The following is a 16,280-nucleotide window of genomic DNA, read 5'->3' as shown; positions in this document are numbered from 1 at the left end:
TTGCTTCGTCTTTCGTCACTTCTTTATTCCTGCGGGTCTTTTGCCACAAATTGGGCTTCCACCCGATAGATTCGCTGCCCGCGGCTTGAGAATTTTTCTTCATATTCCGTCATGATATTGTTCTCAAAGGTACTGTTATGCAGGTCCAACCAAACTTGTTTGATGATCATGCCATATTGAGAAAAGCTCGCTAAGGAATACTCAAACAATCCTTGGTTGTCCGTTTTGAAATGGATTTCGCCATTAGGTCGTAAAATTTGCTCGTCCACCGCTAAAAAGGCTTTAGAAGTCAAACGGCGCTTCTCATGCTTCTTCTTAGGCCATGGATCAGAAAAATTCAAATAGATCTGGTCTACTTCATTGTCTTCAAAATAGTTGGTCAAAGCCGAACCATCCACATGCAGCAGCTGCAAGTTTGGGATCTCCTGCTCGATCATTTTATCCAGTGCGATCGAAACGACACTGATCTGCATCTCTACCCCAATATAATTGATTTCGGGATGAGCTTTCGCCATTTCCGTAATAAATTGACCTTTTCCCATGCCGATCTCGATGTGTAGCGGATGATCATTGCCAAAGCGTTCATGCCAACGCCCTTTCCATTCGGTAGGCTCTGCAACGACGTATTGTGGATGAGCTTCAATCAGCTCTTTTGCACCTGCACGTTTTCTTACTCTCATGTTTCTTCCTTTCCGAAAAAACAAGATGGAACCAAATTGCCTCGCTCCATCTTCTCTTCATTCACTATAAATTCGTTTTAATTGTAAAATCTCTGCATTCATGGCTTTGTAATCGCCCCGCAGATAATATTTTTTGACCTCTTGCAGCATACTCAACAATGCATACCAATAAATTTTTTCGATCACTTCGCTGCTGCTATGGATACCGTAGCGCACCAGCCAATGGGACCAGCTGGATAGCGGCACATAGTGACCTAAAATAGTCCCGATATCGATTGCTGGATCTGCAAACATCACGGAATCCCAATCGACTAAATACAAATAGTTTTGACAAACCAGCCAATTTCGATAATTGACATCGCCATGGACGACCGCGGCTTTTTGCTCGTCAAAAGCTGGAATATTGGCTTTTAAATACTCGGTGACCAAATGAATAAAACGGTTTTGAGCCACCGCAGAAGGCAGCTGATCTTGATAATCCATCAGCATTTGTTCAGGCGATCTGACTTGTCCGCCGATTTTGCTTAGCATCTGTGCCAGCGTTTTTGAATGATGCAAGTGATACAACACATCAATGACGTCATTTCTTTGGCCGATCTCATCGGGATCTAAGACCCGTCCATCCAGCCATTCTTGTGCGGAGAGCGTATCCCCATTTCCCGTCCGTTTCGTCCAGACGAGTTTGGGTGCAATGCCCTCTTTAGAGAGTGCCGCAAGCATCGGGGTCGTATTTCGTTTGATAAAGACTTTGTCGTTGTCCTTGAGCCCGATATAGGCTTTCCCGGTGTCGCCTTTGATCGGCCGCATACGCCAATCTTGATCCAAGCGAATATCCATCCTAGCTTCTCTCCTTATTTCGCAGTACCTCTTATTCTAGCTTCCTAAAGGGTTGCCGTCAAGCGCATATGCGTTCGCTTTTTGTAAGAGAGGTTTCCTGAGGATCAGGCGTGCATTTTCTTTAATCGCCCTGGCAAGTAGATGCCTAAAAAAAGACCCGTAAAGAGGAAGAAGCCCACAAAAGCGATGCCCCCTTGCCAAACAACGGGCAAGCGCAAGCAACAGATCACGCCGAAAAAAACAGTCGTCACAAGCAAAAGTGACCCGATAATTTTTTTGATTGCTGCGGCTTTTTGTTTTTCTGGCACGGGATACAAATGGGTCAAAACCATGTATTGAAATTCATTGATCAAAGGGATCAGTTGGAAACCGATCAGATAAAGAAACAAGCAGCCAATCAGCAGACTGATCCAAAGCTCATCGACAAAGAATAAGACGAAGCCACCAATCAAGGATAAACGAACATAAAGACCGCCGTATTGCCCACCACGAATCACTCGGCGCAAGTAAAGATAAAGATACGTATTGCTTTGGGCTGGTTTGATCTTTGCCAGCAACCAGTCGAGGTATTTGCGCCGTTTGGCTTCCGTCGTGATTTGGGGAACATCTGTAAACAAGTTGATAAACCGATAGATCCGTAATAAGCGTGATTGCTCAGCTTGGATCATATAGTCCCAATCCAAGAGCTGACGATTAGATTTCACGCCAAAGAGGAACCAGATTGCTTGGAGGATGCTGATCACCAACCCTAGCCAAGGTGCTACATAAATACTGGCAAGTGTGGCAGCTAACGCACTGGCGAACCAGATTCCTCGCTGCTGTTTGACTTGCTGATGTGTTTCTTGATACAACCGAATCCTCTGCAGTGAAAGATCCCCCAGTTTTAACAGCCACATCATTCCTAAAAAGAAGGGAAAGGAAGCAAATGTACTGTTTGCGGTGACCACGACTAAAGGCATCGTTGCTCCTACGGCTAAAAATAAGACCCCAAAGGGCAGCCAGAGGGAATAACGCAGGGCTTGACTGAGGTAACTTCTCATTTGCCCTTCTTTGGCTAACAGAAAAATCAAATCTGCCGGTTTCGTCAGTGTCGCTAAGCGTCCCAGCGGTAAAACAAAGAGCCAAACAGTGACCACGATGATGCCGCCTAATGGAAACGGCCGCGGCAATGTTTTTAGCAATTCTGAATAATACAGCCCCAGACCTCCCACTAAGAAGGTGCTGATCAAAGCAAAATGATCATTGAAGACATAGCGCAAATAGCGTGTCATCTGTTTTTGATGCCGCTGTAAGCGTTGCGAGAAAAACTGCTTCATGCTTGACTCTCCTTTGTCAGTGCGAGGTACAGATCATCAAGGGAGGCTTCTGGTGCTTGAAATTGACTTCTTAGCTGCGCCAATGTCCCTTGTGCGCGGATTTCACCGTTATGCAGTAGGATGAATTTGTCACAATACTTCTCTGCGGTTGCTAAAATGTGGGTGGACATCAAAATTGATGCCCCGGTTTGTTTCATCTCATTCATCAGTTCCAATAACGCATTGATCGCTAAAGGATCTAATCCTAGAAAAGGTTCATCAATGATGTAGACGCTTGGCTCAATCAAAAAGGCACACAGCACCATGACTTTTTGTTTCATCCCTTTTGAGAAGTTTGCTGGGAACCAATCGAGTTTGTTTTCTAAGCGAAAGGTTTTTAACAAACGCTCCGCTCGCTTCATGGCTTCTTCTTGCGGAAGGTCATAGGCCATCGCTGTCACTTCAATGTGCTCTCTTAAGGTCAATTCTTCATATAAAGATGGGGTTTCGGGAATATACCCGATTTGTTTGCGGTATTGCTCTGGGTTCTCCTTCAAGGTCAAGCCGTCGATCGTGATCGTCCCGCTGTGAGGTTGCAGTAACCCGATGATTTCTTTGATCGTCGTACTCTTCCCCGCCCCATTCAAGCCAATCAGACCAACGAGCTCACCATCGCCGATCGTAAAATCAATATTTTTTAAGACTGGCAGCTGGTTATAACCGCCTGTCACATTCGCTACTTGTAAAGTCATTCTTTTCCTCCGATTCGCCTAATTACGGCTTTCTGTCAACGTAGGCTCTTTTTTTCAATCCGCTAGCAAAACCGTTGCCTATTTTTCTTTATTCGTGACTTGTAAGATAAATTCGTTTTCTCCCACTGTAATGGTTTCTTGCGGCAATTCTTGGCTGCCAAAGCGTTCTTGCCACAGTTGTGCATCACTCGCTGGAAAAACGACCATTTGGATCGCACCGGCGGCAAGGCGGGTAGTAAAGGCTTGAACAGCAGCTGGTTCAGCATAGGAAACCAGACTGATCCTCAGCTCTTCTTTTTGATACCCTTGGTCGATCGCCCAGGTCTCAACGGCTGTCTCTAATTCACTTTGCACCGTAGGGTCCATCGCTGTTTCAGTGACGATGGCGGCATTGACTACTTCTTCTTTTGGGCGCGTTAGCGAATAGGTGATCGAACCTGCGAACACCACAAAAAGCGTGATCGCAATCAACCATTCTTTATAGGCATAAGCCAAGTAGCGGAGCTTCGCTGAAGTCGTTGTTTTTTTCTGTAAGGTTTCTTTGATGATCGGTTTCATAGGTTCCTTCTTTCCAATTGATTTCTGATATTAAGTCTAGGGTTGTTGGAATCTAAATGCAAGCGTTTCTCGCTCGCTTTTCGCATTTCTTTAAAAAAGCGCCTTTGTTGAAGGAACAGTTGCCTTGTTCCGACTTTTTCAAAGAGGAAACCAGACGAAAAAAAGCAAAATATGGTAAAGTAGAGGTAATAGATCAAGGAGGTTTTTTACAATGGAAAATTGTATTTTTTGTAAAATCAACAATCGTGAGATCCCTAGCTACAAAGTCTACGAGGATGAGCAAGTTTATGCCTTTTTAGATATTTCCCAAGTCACCCCTGGTCATACATTGGTGATTCCCAAAACCCATGTGACGGATATTTTTGAGTACGATGAAACGTTGGCAGTAGCGGTTTTTGCCCGCATCCCTAAGATTGCTCGGGCGATCGAAAAAGCATTCCCTGAGATCGAAGGCTTAAATATCATCAACAACAATAAAGAATTGGCGTACCAATCGGTCTTCCATTCCCATGTCCATTTGATTCCTCGTTACAGCAAAGACGATGATTTCAAGATCCATTTTGGCAATCACGCAGACAATTACACGGGGGAAGAACTAGCGGCAATCGCCGAAAAAATTGGAAAGCAGGTGGACTAAATGATCGGCAATTTTCTTAAAGGACTATTATTCGGGTCCATCGCCGGCGGCTTAGGCGGTTTGCTTTTTGCACCGAAAAGCGGCAATGAAACCCGTGAAGAATTGATTCGCTATTTAGATGACACGACAGAGGCGACCTTAGAATTCAATGACAGAGTCAAACAGCTAAAAGATGCCGTAATGGTGACCCGCAAAACGATCGAGGAAACGATCCCAGTTGTGACCGAATCTTTCACGAAAGATTTGGAAGCCTTCAAATTCCAAGCACAACCGCGCCTTGCTCGGATCAAGACCCAAATGGAGCAATTGAATCAACACATTACGACGATTCAAGCCCAAAGCGCAGAGGATGACAAACAAATCGAAAATTTGTAGTTTTTATGAATTTTGTTTGAAACATCCACTGTTTTCTTCCCAACCATTTCTAGAAGTGGTATAGTAGGTGCAGTGATTATTATGAATCTTTTTAGAATTAGGAGTGCTTAAACGAATGAAGAAAAAATTACTTTTAGTAGCAGTCAGTGCAATGAGTCTTTTTGCATTAGCGGCTTGTGGAAACTCAAGTGAGGAAATCGCAACAATGAAGGGCGGTAAAATCACTGTTCAAGATTTTTATGACAAAGCAAAAACAAGTTCAGAAAACCAAAATGCGTTGCGTGAAATGATCGTCTTGAAAGTCTTTAATGAAAAATACGGCGATGACGTAACGGAAGAAATGATCGACGAACAATTCAACAACGTGGCTGAGCAATACGGCGGCAGTGATTCCTTTGAATCAACATTGACTGCCTCTGGTTATACGGTGAAATCTTACCGTGCAGAATTAAAACAACAACTTGCGTTACGTGAAGGCTTAAAAGCCAACATGGATATCACTGATGAAGACATGAAAACTGCTTGGGATTCTTTCCACCCTGAAGTAGAAGCACAAATCATCAAAGTAGCAAGTGAAGATGATGCCAAAGACGTCTTAGAAGAAGCGAAAAAAGATGATGCAGACTTTGGCGAAATCGCTAAAGAAAAATCAACGGATGCGGCAACAAAAGAAGATGGCGGAACGATCAAATTCGATTCTACTTCATCAGCTGTACCAAGTGAAGTAAAAACAGCCGCTTTTGATTTAAAAGATGGTGAAATCTCTGAAGTGATCTCTGCAACCAACACGTCAACTTACACGACAGAATACTATATCGTGAAAATGGTGAAAAACCAAGACAAAGGCAATGATATGGATAAATACAAAGATGAATTGACTGAAATTGCTCAAAACACTTTGTTGAATGATTCAACCTTTATGGCAGCAACGATCGGTCAAGAATTGCAAGCAGCTAATGTGAAAATGAAAGACTCTGACTTAGCAGACTTGCTTTCTGATTACATCACAGCGGCCGAAACAGAAGATTCAACTGCTGACTCTTCTGCAACGGATGCAACAGACAGCTCTGCAGCAGATTCTTCTGCTACTGAGGCAACCGATGATTCTACTGCAACAAGTGAAAGTGCTACAGATTCTTCTGCTGAATAAACAAAAAAAAGAAGTGCCGTCATAGCGGTGCTTCTTTTTTGTGCCGATTAGATTTCTATCTACGATCCAACTGCTTTTCCAGCAGCTAAAAAAACCACGCTAAGCAAGCCTAGCGTGGTTTTTATTCTTTCTATCATTCACTTTGATCGATCAAGCTGCAACATCACTGCTACACTTCTTTCGGTACATAAAAACTCCGATTGTCCATGCCAAAAATTCGGTCTGTGTATTGACCAGGTTCTGTCAGGCGGATCGAGGTCAGCATCATTTGCATGGAAGCATCCAAATTATCGATCTGATGGAGGATCTCCGCTTCCATTATGCGGGGCCGAACAGGTGACCCATATTCTAATAAGCCATGGTGGGCTAAGACCATATGCCGCAAAACAACGATGTCTTCTTGTTTGTCATCAAATTTCAAAGCAATACAGGCTTGCGTGATTTCTTCATCCACTAAGACCAAATGCCCTACTAGATTCCCCGCTAAGGTATATTCTGTCGTCATGGGACCTGTCAACTCGATCACTTTTCCTAAATCATGTAAAATAATGCCCGCATACAGCAGAGACGCATTTAATTCAGGGTATTCTTTGACGATCGCTTTTCCTAAGCGCAGCATAGTTGTCGTATGATACGCCAATCCACTGGCGAAGGCATGGTGATTGCGCTTCGCAGCTGGAAAGTCAAAGAATTCCTTTTTATACTTGTTCAACAAGAAACGGACGATGCGATTCCAGTGAGGATTTGTGATCTCAAACAAGGTTTGACTGATTTCTTCTTCCATCTCTTCTTTTCGCAAGGGCGCTTTTTCCATGTATTGGCTTGGTTCGTGGGGTTCTTCCGGCTTCGCTAAACGCAAATGCATGATTTTGACTTGCGGATTGCCTTGGTAAACTTCTCGTTTCCCATCTAGTAGTACCACTTTCCCGGGTTCAAAACGGGCGATTTCTTCATCTGATGCATCCCAAAACTTTCCATCGATCGTGCCAGATGTATCCTGAAACGTGAAGGCAATAAACTTTTTGCCGTTTTTCGCGATCCGTACATCGGCATTTTTGATCAGTAAGAAAAGTTGAAACGTTTCATCAACAGTTAATTCACGAATTTTTTTCATGGGCTTATTTGGCCGATCAGCCAAATCTTTCACTTCCTTTACTCAGATCCTGGATAGGCTGCTGGTACTTCTGATAATAGCTTACCATTTCTTGGTCAGAAGACAAACAAATTACTTGATAACTTTGTCCAAACTCTTTTAATAGTGCTGCGAAGCGTTCCTTACGAACACTGTCATAATGCAGCCAGCCATCATCAATAATGATCGGGCACAACGGATGATTTTTTTGCAGCGCTAGATAACCGAAACGTAACGCCATGATCAACTGATCCTTCGTTCCTGTGGACAAGTCGATGATCGAAAAGGTCTCGCTGGCATTTGCCGCTACTAACAGACCATTTTCCAGAAGAATCTTTTGATAACGTCCGTTTGAAAGCTGTTCAAAATAAGTCGAAGCGGCTGACAATAGCTGCGGCAATTGCTGTTCTGACAATTCAGTCGTGACATCCGTCAAAATTGAAGCCGCCAACTGACGACTGCCCCAAGCCACAGCGAGTTCTTCAATGACCGCCTTTAGCTCACTTTCTTCTTGATAAAGCTGATTCAAGGTGCCGTTTTTTTGACTGGCTGCTGCTTCTAATTCCAAGCGTTGTTTGTGCTCCGTCAACTGCTGCATTTGTGCCTGAAGCTGTGTTTGCTGCTGCTTGATCTGGTCTTTTTGCTGCAGCAATTCTGCTTGTGTGACTGGTTTGGGATAGATCGGTGTTAACATCCCCGCCAATTCTTCTGCTCGCTGCTGCGTGCGCTGCGCTGCTTCCCATTGCTTCAACCAGAGGCTGATTTCTGCAGGGTGATCTAACCCTTGCTGCTGCAAGAGCGCACTGGCTTGGGCAAACAGCTGGTCGCGTTCGTTGCGGGTACGGGTCAATTGTTGGGCCAATAACGTGCTAGGTTGTTGCAACCGCGAAAGCTTGATCGTTTGCATCTCTTCATGAAACTTCTGCAACATCGCCGCTTTTTCTAACAAGGTTTTGTTTTGCAGCGGCAGCCACTCCGCATACGGACGGAATTGCTCCTCAAAGGGGGCCAATTCTTCCGTGACCGCTTGCCGTTCTTGATAGGCTTGCTTGCGCTGCTGCGAGTAGGCTTGATAGCTAGCAACATCTTCATCATAGGCGAATAGATACGACTGCCAGTTTTCCACCGGCAAATCACCAAAAAAGGGTGTCAACGCTTGGTGGGCACGGCTGATCTGCTGTTGCTTTTGCTGCTGTTCATTTTCCAGCTGTGCCAACTCTTCGCCCAGCAGATCCAACTGCATGAGGACCGTCTGCCATTCTTGCTTGATGCCTTGCTGCTTGTTTGGTGCTACTTTCATCAGCGGCAAAATACTGCCGATGATCGCTACGATCCCCGCTCCTAATGCAAGCCAGCGCCACGGACTTGGCAAAAAGATACCGATCACTGCGACTAGCCCACCGACGATCCCTAGCGGCCATAGTGGGCGAGAAACGGGCTTGCGGCCAATCAATTGAGGATGCTGCTGTTCTAAGCGGGCCGCGGTGGCTTGCAAAGGTTGCGCTTTTTCTTCTAAATGCCTCATGCGCTTTTCGAGCTCTTCTAACTGCACACGTTCTTGCAGTAAACGTGTGGTTTGTTCATGGATCGAAGCCGTTACTAGCGGCGGCGATTCTCTACTCCACTGGCGCTTTTCAATCAAGCGATTCAACTCTGTGATGGCGACAGTTTCTTGTTGATTGGCTGCTGCTTCACGATCTGCCAAACGCGCCATCGTCACTTGCTGCTGCAGCAAGTGATTGATCTGATGCTCGTGATCAAGGTAAAAGAAATACTTGTCTGATTCTTTTCCTTGCTCCAACTGATCTAATTCGGCTTCTTTTTTGCGAATTTCTTCCGTCAGCTGCTGATACTGCTGATAAAACTGTTTGATGGCTTGGACTTGCTGAGGATCGGCTAGCGTATCTGCTGGTGCCATTTGCTGCCACTCTTCATAAAGGCCCCAGTGACTCAGCTGTTGCTGATTTTCCTGATAAGCGTCATTCAATGCTTGATACTGGTGCCGCAAGTCTTGGATCTGTTCTTGCAGCTGGGCGATCTGTTGATACTGCTGTTGGATGCGGCTTTCTTCGCTTTCTTTTTCCGCAATCGTTTTTTGCAGTTTTTCTAATTGTTTTAACGCTTGGTTCAAAGGCAGCTTTTGCCCTCGTGGCTTGTATTGCTGCTGATTGGTGGTTTCATATTGCGCCACTTGCTGCAGCATTTTTTGACTGCCGCTGATCCCTAGAGAAATCAACGCTTGGTGCAGCTCATTTTCTTCTAGCTTATCGATCTGGGTCAATTGCTCTTGCTGAAAAGTAAAGACATCGAAGAACAATGCTCGATTGAGGGGCTGCAGGTGTTGTGCTAGCCATTGCTCATCGACCGTCTGGCCAGCGACATGGACTTTGGCACGACCACGGTCCACTTGCCGATAGCGTTCCACGATCACTTCGCCGAAGGGTTCCAGCGCCAACCATAACTTGCCACCGTAAGCAGCACCGTTTTTGGGGGTATAGTCTTTTTTCTTGGCTGTCTTTTTCGGAAAGCCAAACAAGATGGCGGCTATAAATTGATACAACGTCGATTTTCCGATCTCGTTGTGCCCAAAGAGCAGCTGATTTTGCGGATGAAAGGCAAAGCTTTGTTCATGGTATTTCCCAAAACCGGTAATCTCTGCTTTTAAAATTCTCATGACTGCTCCTCCCATTGAAAGTCGTCTTTCAACAATTGCTTGGCTTGCTGCAAGACTTCTTCTTGAAATGATTCATGGGTGATCCCCCGCTGGATCAGCGGATGCTGCAATAGATCCGACAGTCGGTCCGCAAACATCTCTGGTGACTCATACATCGCTAAAAACTGCAGCATATAATCTTCTGATACCGCCAATGCGATCTTGTCTTCATTGGCTTGCTCGACTTCAAGGGCATAGATCACTTGCAGCGGCTCTGTTTGTGCCAACCGTTCATTGAGGTAGGTCAGCCATTCATTTTTTTCCGCAGCTGGAAACCAATCTGGCGGCAGCTGCTGCACATCGGTCAACACCAGATGCAGCAAGCGCGAACGAGGACTTTTTAAGCGCTCGATGATCGCTGGCAATACGGCATTCGAGGCAGTCACATCCGCTAAGGAGACCACTTGCTTTTGCCAAGCGATCTCTGCGATCTCCAAGCGCTCGATCGTTGGTCCCTGCGGCGTTAAGTCTGCCAAAATCACCCCAGTCGCCTGTTCTTTCTTGGTCTTTCCTTGAGGTGTACCTGGATAGAGAATCGGTGGCTGCTCTGAGAGCGTCTTAGGTACATGGATGTGCCCCAAGCCCCAATAATCATAGCCTTTTTGCTTCATTTCACTGATTGAAAAGGGGGCATACCGTTCACCAGCTTGGTCCCCGTGGTAAAGCCCAATATGGTAATCCACCGCTGCTCTTGCAGGAAATTCTGTTACTTTATTTTCAGTGATCCAAGGATGTTGGTAGCTAAATCCACTGATTGCATAGGTTTCACCGTTTTTCGTTGTTCCTTGAACCGTTTGAACTTCTTCTGATGAAAAGAGAATGACATTTTCTGGAAAAGCAAACCAATACCGTTGTGGATCATAATAATCATGGTTGCCGAAAATCATATAGACTGGGATCTGTGCTTCCCCTAGTCGTTGTAATTGGGCAAAAAAGTCATGCTGCACTTTTAGACTCGGCCGTGCTTGATGGAATGTATCCCCAGCCAGCAAAACAAAATCGACCGCTTTTTCTAAGGCAACATCCACCAAATTACGGATGATTTTTTGATTGATGGCAGGGAGTTGGGTCTTCACTTTTTCAGATAACAAATGAACCCCTTCAAATGACCGGTCGATATGCAGGTCTGCACTATGTAAAAATCGCATTTCTTTCTCCCTCCTTAATGCTTCTATCATAACATTTCTCAGGCATTTCGTCAGCAAAATACGAAAATTTGTTCGCCTTTTTCATAAATAAAAACCAAAGAAGCGATTTTGAAACTTCTTTGGAAAAGGCTCTTGCAGTTGCAGCCGATTGCTCTGAAGATTCACTTGCTTCTTTGGTCTTTGTTTGTTGGCGATTACGCTTCGTATAGATCTCTTACAGGACCCATGATGATGCGGTTCAAGTCATTGGCTACTAAGCTGAAGGCTTGCTCTTTTTGCATCAAGTCAGAAACAATGCCGTCTTGTTGAATTTTTTGCGATAATTCTTGGGCTTTTTGCGCTTCTTCTTCTGTCATTTCTTCGCCGGCCATCATTTTTTGTTGCAGGCTTTGTTGCAACTCTTGAAACTCTTTGAATAACGCATACGCTTCTTCATTTGCTTTCAAGCGGTCGAAAGAACCTTTCAAATCTTGAAACTGTTCTGACTCGCGTAATTCACGTTCTAATTGGTTTGCTGTATCATAAATATTTGCCATTTTGACGCCTCCTCTTTTTTTCTAGTATACCATTCTTCTCAGGTTCTAGACTAGCAGTTGCCTAATTCCTTTAATTTCCGCTGATGGAATTCCACAAGCCGCCAAACAGTTCTTTCGTTCCTTCTTTGATCTTGCTGCCGAATTCCTTCATGCCTTCTTTGGCGCTTTCGGCAAAGTCATCGATGGTTTTCTGCCAATCATTGCCATTTTGTGACGTACTGCTCTCAGGATCTGGTACTTCATCGGCTGCCATCAATTTTCCACCTGTCCAATAAGCGTCTGCAACTTGGAATTGGGTGCCTTGACTATAAGGCAGTAAGCTTTCGGCCTCTGCTTTGAATATTTTCCCAACGACTTGTCCGCTAGTTCCCGTTAAGTAATGATCTTCACTCACATGCTCAAATCCTAACCAAGTTGAAAGAACCATATCAGGAGTATAGCCGACGATCCATTGGTCATTTACCTTAGAAGCATCAAAGTTGGTCTCTGTCGTACCCGTCTTGCCGGCGATCGTAAAGCCGTACGGACTGGCACTAACACCCGTCCCGTTAGAGAAGGTGCCCAGCATCATGCTCGTCATTTTATCAGCGGTCTCTTTAGAAATCACCCGTTTGCCTTGCACAGACGTATTGTCAACGATCACTGCACCGGTAGAATCAACGATTTTGGTGATCAAATGCGGTTTGTAGTAATACCCGCCATTTGCGAAAACGCCATACGCTGCTGCCATCGTCATGGGTGATTCCCCTTTTTCCAAACCACCTAATGCTAAGCCATAATATTTGTCAGATTCGGTCAAGGAAAGTCCAAACTCTTGTGCTTTGCTGTACCCACGATCTAAGCCGATCTCATGCAGCAGCCAAACTGCTGGCAGATTCAAGCTTTGGGCAAGGGCTTGATACATGACTGCTTCGCCAGCATAGGTCCCATCAAAGTTTTGAGCGTCATAAAAATCGAGGGGCTCGTCTTTCAGGATACTGTCGGGTTCAAACCCAGCTTCTAGGGCAGGGGCGAAGACGCTGATCGGTTTGATCGTGGAGCCTGGTGAACGTTTCATTTGCGTGGCAAAATTAAAGCCTCTAAAGACGTGCTCGCCACGACGACCCACCACCGCTTGCACCCCACCAGTATTCGGATCAAGTGCGACAGAGCCAGATTGCACCATCGTGCCATCAGCGGCATTTTCAGGGAACAAGGCATCGTTTTTATAGGCAGCTTCCATTTGCGCTTGGTAGTTTTGATCCAGGGCTGTATAGATCTTGTAGCCGCGATTCATGACATCATCGGCGTCCAACCCATAGGATTCGGCTTCATCGATGACCGCATCGAAATAATAAGGATACTTATAGCCAGATTCTGAATTGCCAAATCCATCATACAGTAAATTGGCTAAGGCAACTTGTGATTCTTGGTCAGCAACGGACTGGTCCAACTTGCCGTTATCCACCATCAAACTCAAGACGGTATCGCGACGGTTCGTGGCGTTTTCCAGATTGTCGATCGGGTTATAGATCGAAGGACCTTTGAGCATCCCCACCAACGTCGCAGCTTCTCCCACGCTTAGTTCAGAAGCATTGACACCGAAATATTTTAGCGAGGCATCTTGAATGCCCCAAACCCCGTTACCGAAATAGGAACTGTTCAAATACATTTCCAAAATCTCATCTTTGGAATATTTCTTCTCGATCTCGATCGCTAAGAAAAGCTCCTTGGCTTTTCGACTAAAGGTTTGATCCAAGGACAAATAGGCATTTTTGGCAAGCTGTTGGGTGATGGTACTTCCCCCACCGCCTTCGGCACTGCGGTTGACCAGCATACGTAGGGCTGCCCGAGCGATCCCCTTGATATCAAACCCGTGGTGATTATAGAAGTTGCGGTCTTCGGTTGAGATCAAAGCGTTGACCACATCACTGGAGATGGCATCAAGAGAAACGTACGTGCCTTTTTGCGAGTACAATTGCCCTGCTTCATCGCCATTGGCATCAAAAATCACCGTCGATTCTTTCAGACCTGACTCTAATTCACTGACTTTCGTATTTTTGGCGATATAAAACAAATACCCGCTCATGATTAAGATAGCAACTAAACTAAGTAAAATAAAAATTTTATTTACGTGGTATTTTTTCCAAACCCGCTTGCGCCATTGATGAAATTGCTGCAAATACGGTTTTAACCAGCGCCAAAAGGTCAGCCAACCGGTCTTTATTTTGTGAAGGATGTGTTTCCAATCCATTACTTCACGCTCCTTTGGTTAAGTGTAGCATAAATGACTTTCTTTGTTATACGGCTCTAGATGTAATTTCATTCGAAAAGAATGCTTTATTATTCTAGCATTGAATGCTCTGTTTTTTATTGTTTTTTTTATAAGAAAAGCTTAAAGATGCTATAATAGTCGATAGCGAACAGCAAAGAAAGGACGTTTTTATGGAATACACCATGACTTTACCCGAAAATCACCCGCCCATGCCGCTTCGCGATTTGTTGGAACGGGAGTGGCTCGTCCCACGAAAAGTGCGCCATTTTCTGCGCACACGGAAAAATGTTACCGTCAATCAGCAGCCCGCGATGTTTCATCAAGAAGTTCGTGGCGGCGATCAAATCACTTTGATCATTGAAGACAGTGATTACAGCTATCAGCCGATCCAGTTAGGCCAAGCAGACAAAGTCGACGTACTTTTTGAAGATGAGCACTTATTGGTGCTGAACAAGCCTGCGGGGGTCAAGACGCACCCAAATCAGCCATTAGAAGCAGATACCCTATTGAATGATGCAGCTGCTTACCTTGCGCCGAAACAGCAGCAGCCTTATGTGGTCCATCGTCTAGACAAAGAAACCAGCGGTGTCGTTTTATTCGCAAAAAATCCTTTGGTGTTGCCGATCTTGGGTCGAATGTTGGAAAACAAACAGATTTTCCGCCGCTATCAAGCCACAGTTTGGGGCAAACTTACGCAAGATCAAACGATCGCCAAAAAAATCGGTCGTGACCGTCACGATCGTCGCAAGCGAATCATTGACCCCCGCAACGGTCAGACAGCCGTCACCCATGTAACCATCGCCCACACCCAACAAAAGACGACCGATGTGTATTGTGTGTTAGATACGGGGAGGACCCACCAAATTCGCGTCCACCTTGCCAGTATCGGTCATCCAGTCGTCGGTGACCCGCTTTACCAAAACAAACCAGCGCCGCGTTTGCTGCTGCATGGCTATGAATTGCATCTGGAGCATCCCTTTACCAAAGAACAGTTAGTGATCATCGCTCAACCGGGCTTGTGGTAAAAAAAAAGCATGACGACTTGAGGAACCCCTCTTGTCAGTCATGCTTTTTGGTTTCAGATGTTTTTTTCAATGTTTCTACTCGGTGCTTCGGCTTATAGCGGTAAGTAAGCTGCTGGATCAACGAAATCTGACCACAACGTCTTACTCAATCCAAAGTGCAAATGGACGCCAGTCGAGTTTCCAGTCGTCCCCATCGTACCGACTTGCTCGCCAACTGCAACGGTTGCCCCCTTCGAGACACTGACAGCTGTTAAATGAAAATAATACGAGTAAAAGCCATTATCGTGAGCCAAAATCACGTAATTTCCAGTGCTTGGGCCATAGCCAGCATCTTCTACCTGTCCATCACGAGCGGCGACGATCTTCTCCCCCGCTTGACCTGTGAAGTCGATCCCGTCATGCTGCGTCCCTGAAAAACCAGTCGGGTCTGCTCGAGTACCAAAACCGCTGGAGATCGATACGGAGCCCGTGATTGGCAGTGAAAATTCACTGGCTGCTGCTTTCTCTGCTGCTTCTTTGGCTTTTTGTTTTGCTTCTTCAGCGGCTTTTGCTTCTTTGTCCACTTTTTCTTGCAAGTCTTGTACTTGCGCTTGCGTCTGCTGCAGCTGCTCTTGTTGGGACTGCAATTCTTTTTTGGCTGTTGCTAATTGTTCTTCGCTATGTACTAATTGGGCTTGCGTCAAGGTTTGGTACGAAGTGATTCGTTGCTGTTGGGCTTCTTTTTCCGCCAATTGTTGGTTCACTTCCCGTAAAGCCGCTTGTTGTTCACTAAACTTGCGTAGTTGTTGGATCGTGGCTTGTGGTCCGTCGACTACCAGGCTGCTTGGCGCTTGGCTTTCTTGATGCTGGGCTTTTTGGTCATTCAGAGCAGCGATCTGCGTTTGAACTTCCTGGCTTTCTTGTGCTAATTGGCTTAATTCTTCCTGATAATCCGCTAATTGACTTTCCAGCGCTGTGACTTTCTGTTGGCTAGTGGTGACTTCCTCTTCATACGTGGCAAGTTCTGCAGTCAAAACCGTCAGTTCCTCGGTGCTCTTCGTTTCAGCAGCATAACTGACAGCTGGCTGGAAAAGCGGCAACGTAAGGGCGAGCAATAAAAAAATCTTTTTCTTCAATGAGGCAACTCCTTCTTTTTTTTAGTAGCTTGGCTACTTTAACATGCTTATTCATGAAAAAAAAGAGGGTTTT

Annotated in this window: 15 protein-coding genes; 4 read left to right on the top strand and 11 right to left on the bottom strand. The window is 45.3% G+C overall.

All coding sequences use genetic code 11. From position 1 onward, the window contains the following. Positions 1-23: 23 nt before the first annotated feature. The 5 genes from trmB to P0G38_RS01650 all read right to left on the bottom strand — a co-directional run bounded on the left by trmB (position 24) and on the right by P0G38_RS01650 (position 4,122). A complete protein-coding gene (gene trmB, locus P0G38_RS01670) occupies positions 24-680 on the bottom strand; it encodes a tRNA (guanosine(46)-N7)-methyltransferase TrmB (RefSeq protein WP_015510485.1) in 657 nt (218 codons plus the stop codon). Between the two features lie 57 nt (positions 681-737). Continuing rightward, positions 738-1,517, bottom strand: coding sequence for a phosphotransferase family protein (locus P0G38_RS01665; RefSeq protein ID WP_005227730.1), 780 nt, complete (start codon positions 1,515-1,517; stop codon positions 738-740). Positions 1,518-1,621: 104 nt separating this feature from the next. Then, positions 1,622-2,833 (bottom strand): ABC transporter permease, encoded by a 1,212-nt coding sequence (locus tag P0G38_RS01660; RefSeq protein ID WP_275853834.1) that lies wholly within the window; start codon positions 2,831-2,833, stop codon positions 1,622-1,624. Beyond that, entirely contained in the window at positions 2,830-3,564 is a 735-nt protein-coding gene (locus P0G38_RS01655; protein WP_005227728.1) for an ABC transporter ATP-binding protein, read from the bottom strand. Before P0G38_RS01655 ends, P0G38_RS01660 begins: the two co-directional genes overlap by 4 nt. 78 nt (positions 3,565-3,642) lie before the next feature. Next, complete coding sequence (locus P0G38_RS01650; RefSeq protein WP_275853831.1) at positions 3,643-4,122, bottom strand: hypothetical protein; 480 nt, start codon at positions 4,120-4,122, stop codon at positions 3,643-3,645. Positions 4,123-4,333: 211 nt separating this feature from the next. On the opposite strand from P0G38_RS01650, the gene P0G38_RS01645 reads away from it, so the two are divergent. From P0G38_RS01645 to P0G38_RS01635, 3 genes are all read left to right on the top strand, one after another. Next, positions 4,334-4,759 carry an HIT family protein gene (locus tag P0G38_RS01645; RefSeq protein ID WP_275853829.1) on the top strand — a complete coding sequence of 142 codons (426 nt, stop codon included), beginning with the start codon at positions 4,334-4,336 and terminating at the stop codon, positions 4,757-4,759. Further along, a complete protein-coding gene (locus P0G38_RS01640) occupies positions 4,760-5,134 on the top strand; it encodes a YtxH domain-containing protein (RefSeq protein WP_275853827.1) in 375 nt (124 codons plus the stop codon). It abuts the gene before it with no gap. Between the two features lie 115 nt (positions 5,135-5,249). After that, positions 5,250-6,284: a peptidylprolyl isomerase gene (locus P0G38_RS01635; RefSeq protein ID WP_275853825.1), complete on the top strand. Its 1,035-nt coding sequence runs from the start codon at positions 5,250-5,252 to the stop codon at positions 6,282-6,284. A 169-nt stretch (positions 6,285-6,453) separates the two neighbouring features. Here P0G38_RS01635 and P0G38_RS01630 read toward each other — a convergent pair whose 3' ends face one another. The 5 genes from P0G38_RS01630 to P0G38_RS01610 all read right to left on the bottom strand — a co-directional run bounded on the left by P0G38_RS01630 (position 6,454) and on the right by P0G38_RS01610 (position 14,046). Next, entirely contained in the window at positions 6,454-7,398 is a 945-nt protein-coding gene (locus P0G38_RS01630) for a 3'-5' exoribonuclease YhaM family protein (protein ID WP_026008117.1), read from the bottom strand. Positions 7,399-7,414: 16 nt separating this feature from the next. Next, a complete protein-coding gene (locus P0G38_RS01625) occupies positions 7,415-10,090 on the bottom strand; it encodes an AAA family ATPase (protein ID WP_275853823.1) in 2,676 nt (891 codons plus the stop codon). Next, positions 10,087-11,277 carry a metallophosphoesterase family protein gene (locus P0G38_RS01620; protein ID WP_010749015.1) on the bottom strand — a complete coding sequence of 397 codons (1,191 nt, stop codon included), beginning with the start codon at positions 11,275-11,277 and terminating at the stop codon, positions 10,087-10,089. Before P0G38_RS01620 ends, P0G38_RS01625 begins: the two co-directional genes overlap by 4 nt. Before the next feature lie 194 nt (positions 11,278-11,471). Then, positions 11,472-11,813 (bottom strand): YlbF/YmcA family competence regulator, encoded by a 342-nt coding sequence (locus tag P0G38_RS01615; RefSeq protein WP_005227708.1) that lies wholly within the window; start codon positions 11,811-11,813, stop codon positions 11,472-11,474. Between the two features lie 70 nt (positions 11,814-11,883). Then, positions 11,884-14,046: a PBP1A family penicillin-binding protein gene (locus P0G38_RS01610; protein WP_005227705.1), complete on the bottom strand. Its 2,163-nt coding sequence runs from the start codon at positions 14,044-14,046 to the stop codon at positions 11,884-11,886. 191 nt (positions 14,047-14,237) lie between these two features. Here P0G38_RS01610 and P0G38_RS01605 point away from each other — a divergent pair, with 191 nt between their 5' ends. After that, entirely contained in the window at positions 14,238-15,092 is an 855-nt protein-coding gene (locus P0G38_RS01605) for an RluA family pseudouridine synthase (RefSeq protein WP_275853819.1), read from the top strand. A 92-nt stretch (positions 15,093-15,184) separates the two neighbouring features. Here P0G38_RS01605 and P0G38_RS01600 read toward each other — a convergent pair whose 3' ends face one another. Continuing rightward, complete coding sequence (locus P0G38_RS01600) at positions 15,185-16,207, bottom strand: M23 family metallopeptidase (RefSeq protein WP_275853817.1); 1,023 nt, start codon at positions 16,205-16,207, stop codon at positions 15,185-15,187. Positions 16,208-16,280: the final 73 nt, after the last annotated feature.

Origin of the sequence: Enterococcus casseliflavus (assembly GCF_029215545.1) — a bacterium.
Lineage (GTDB): Bacteria > Bacillota > Bacilli > Lactobacillales > Enterococcaceae > Enterococcus_D > Enterococcus_D casseliflavus.
The sequence above is the reverse complement of the archived record's forward strand: the minus strand, read 5'-3'. Positions and strand labels throughout refer to the sequence as shown.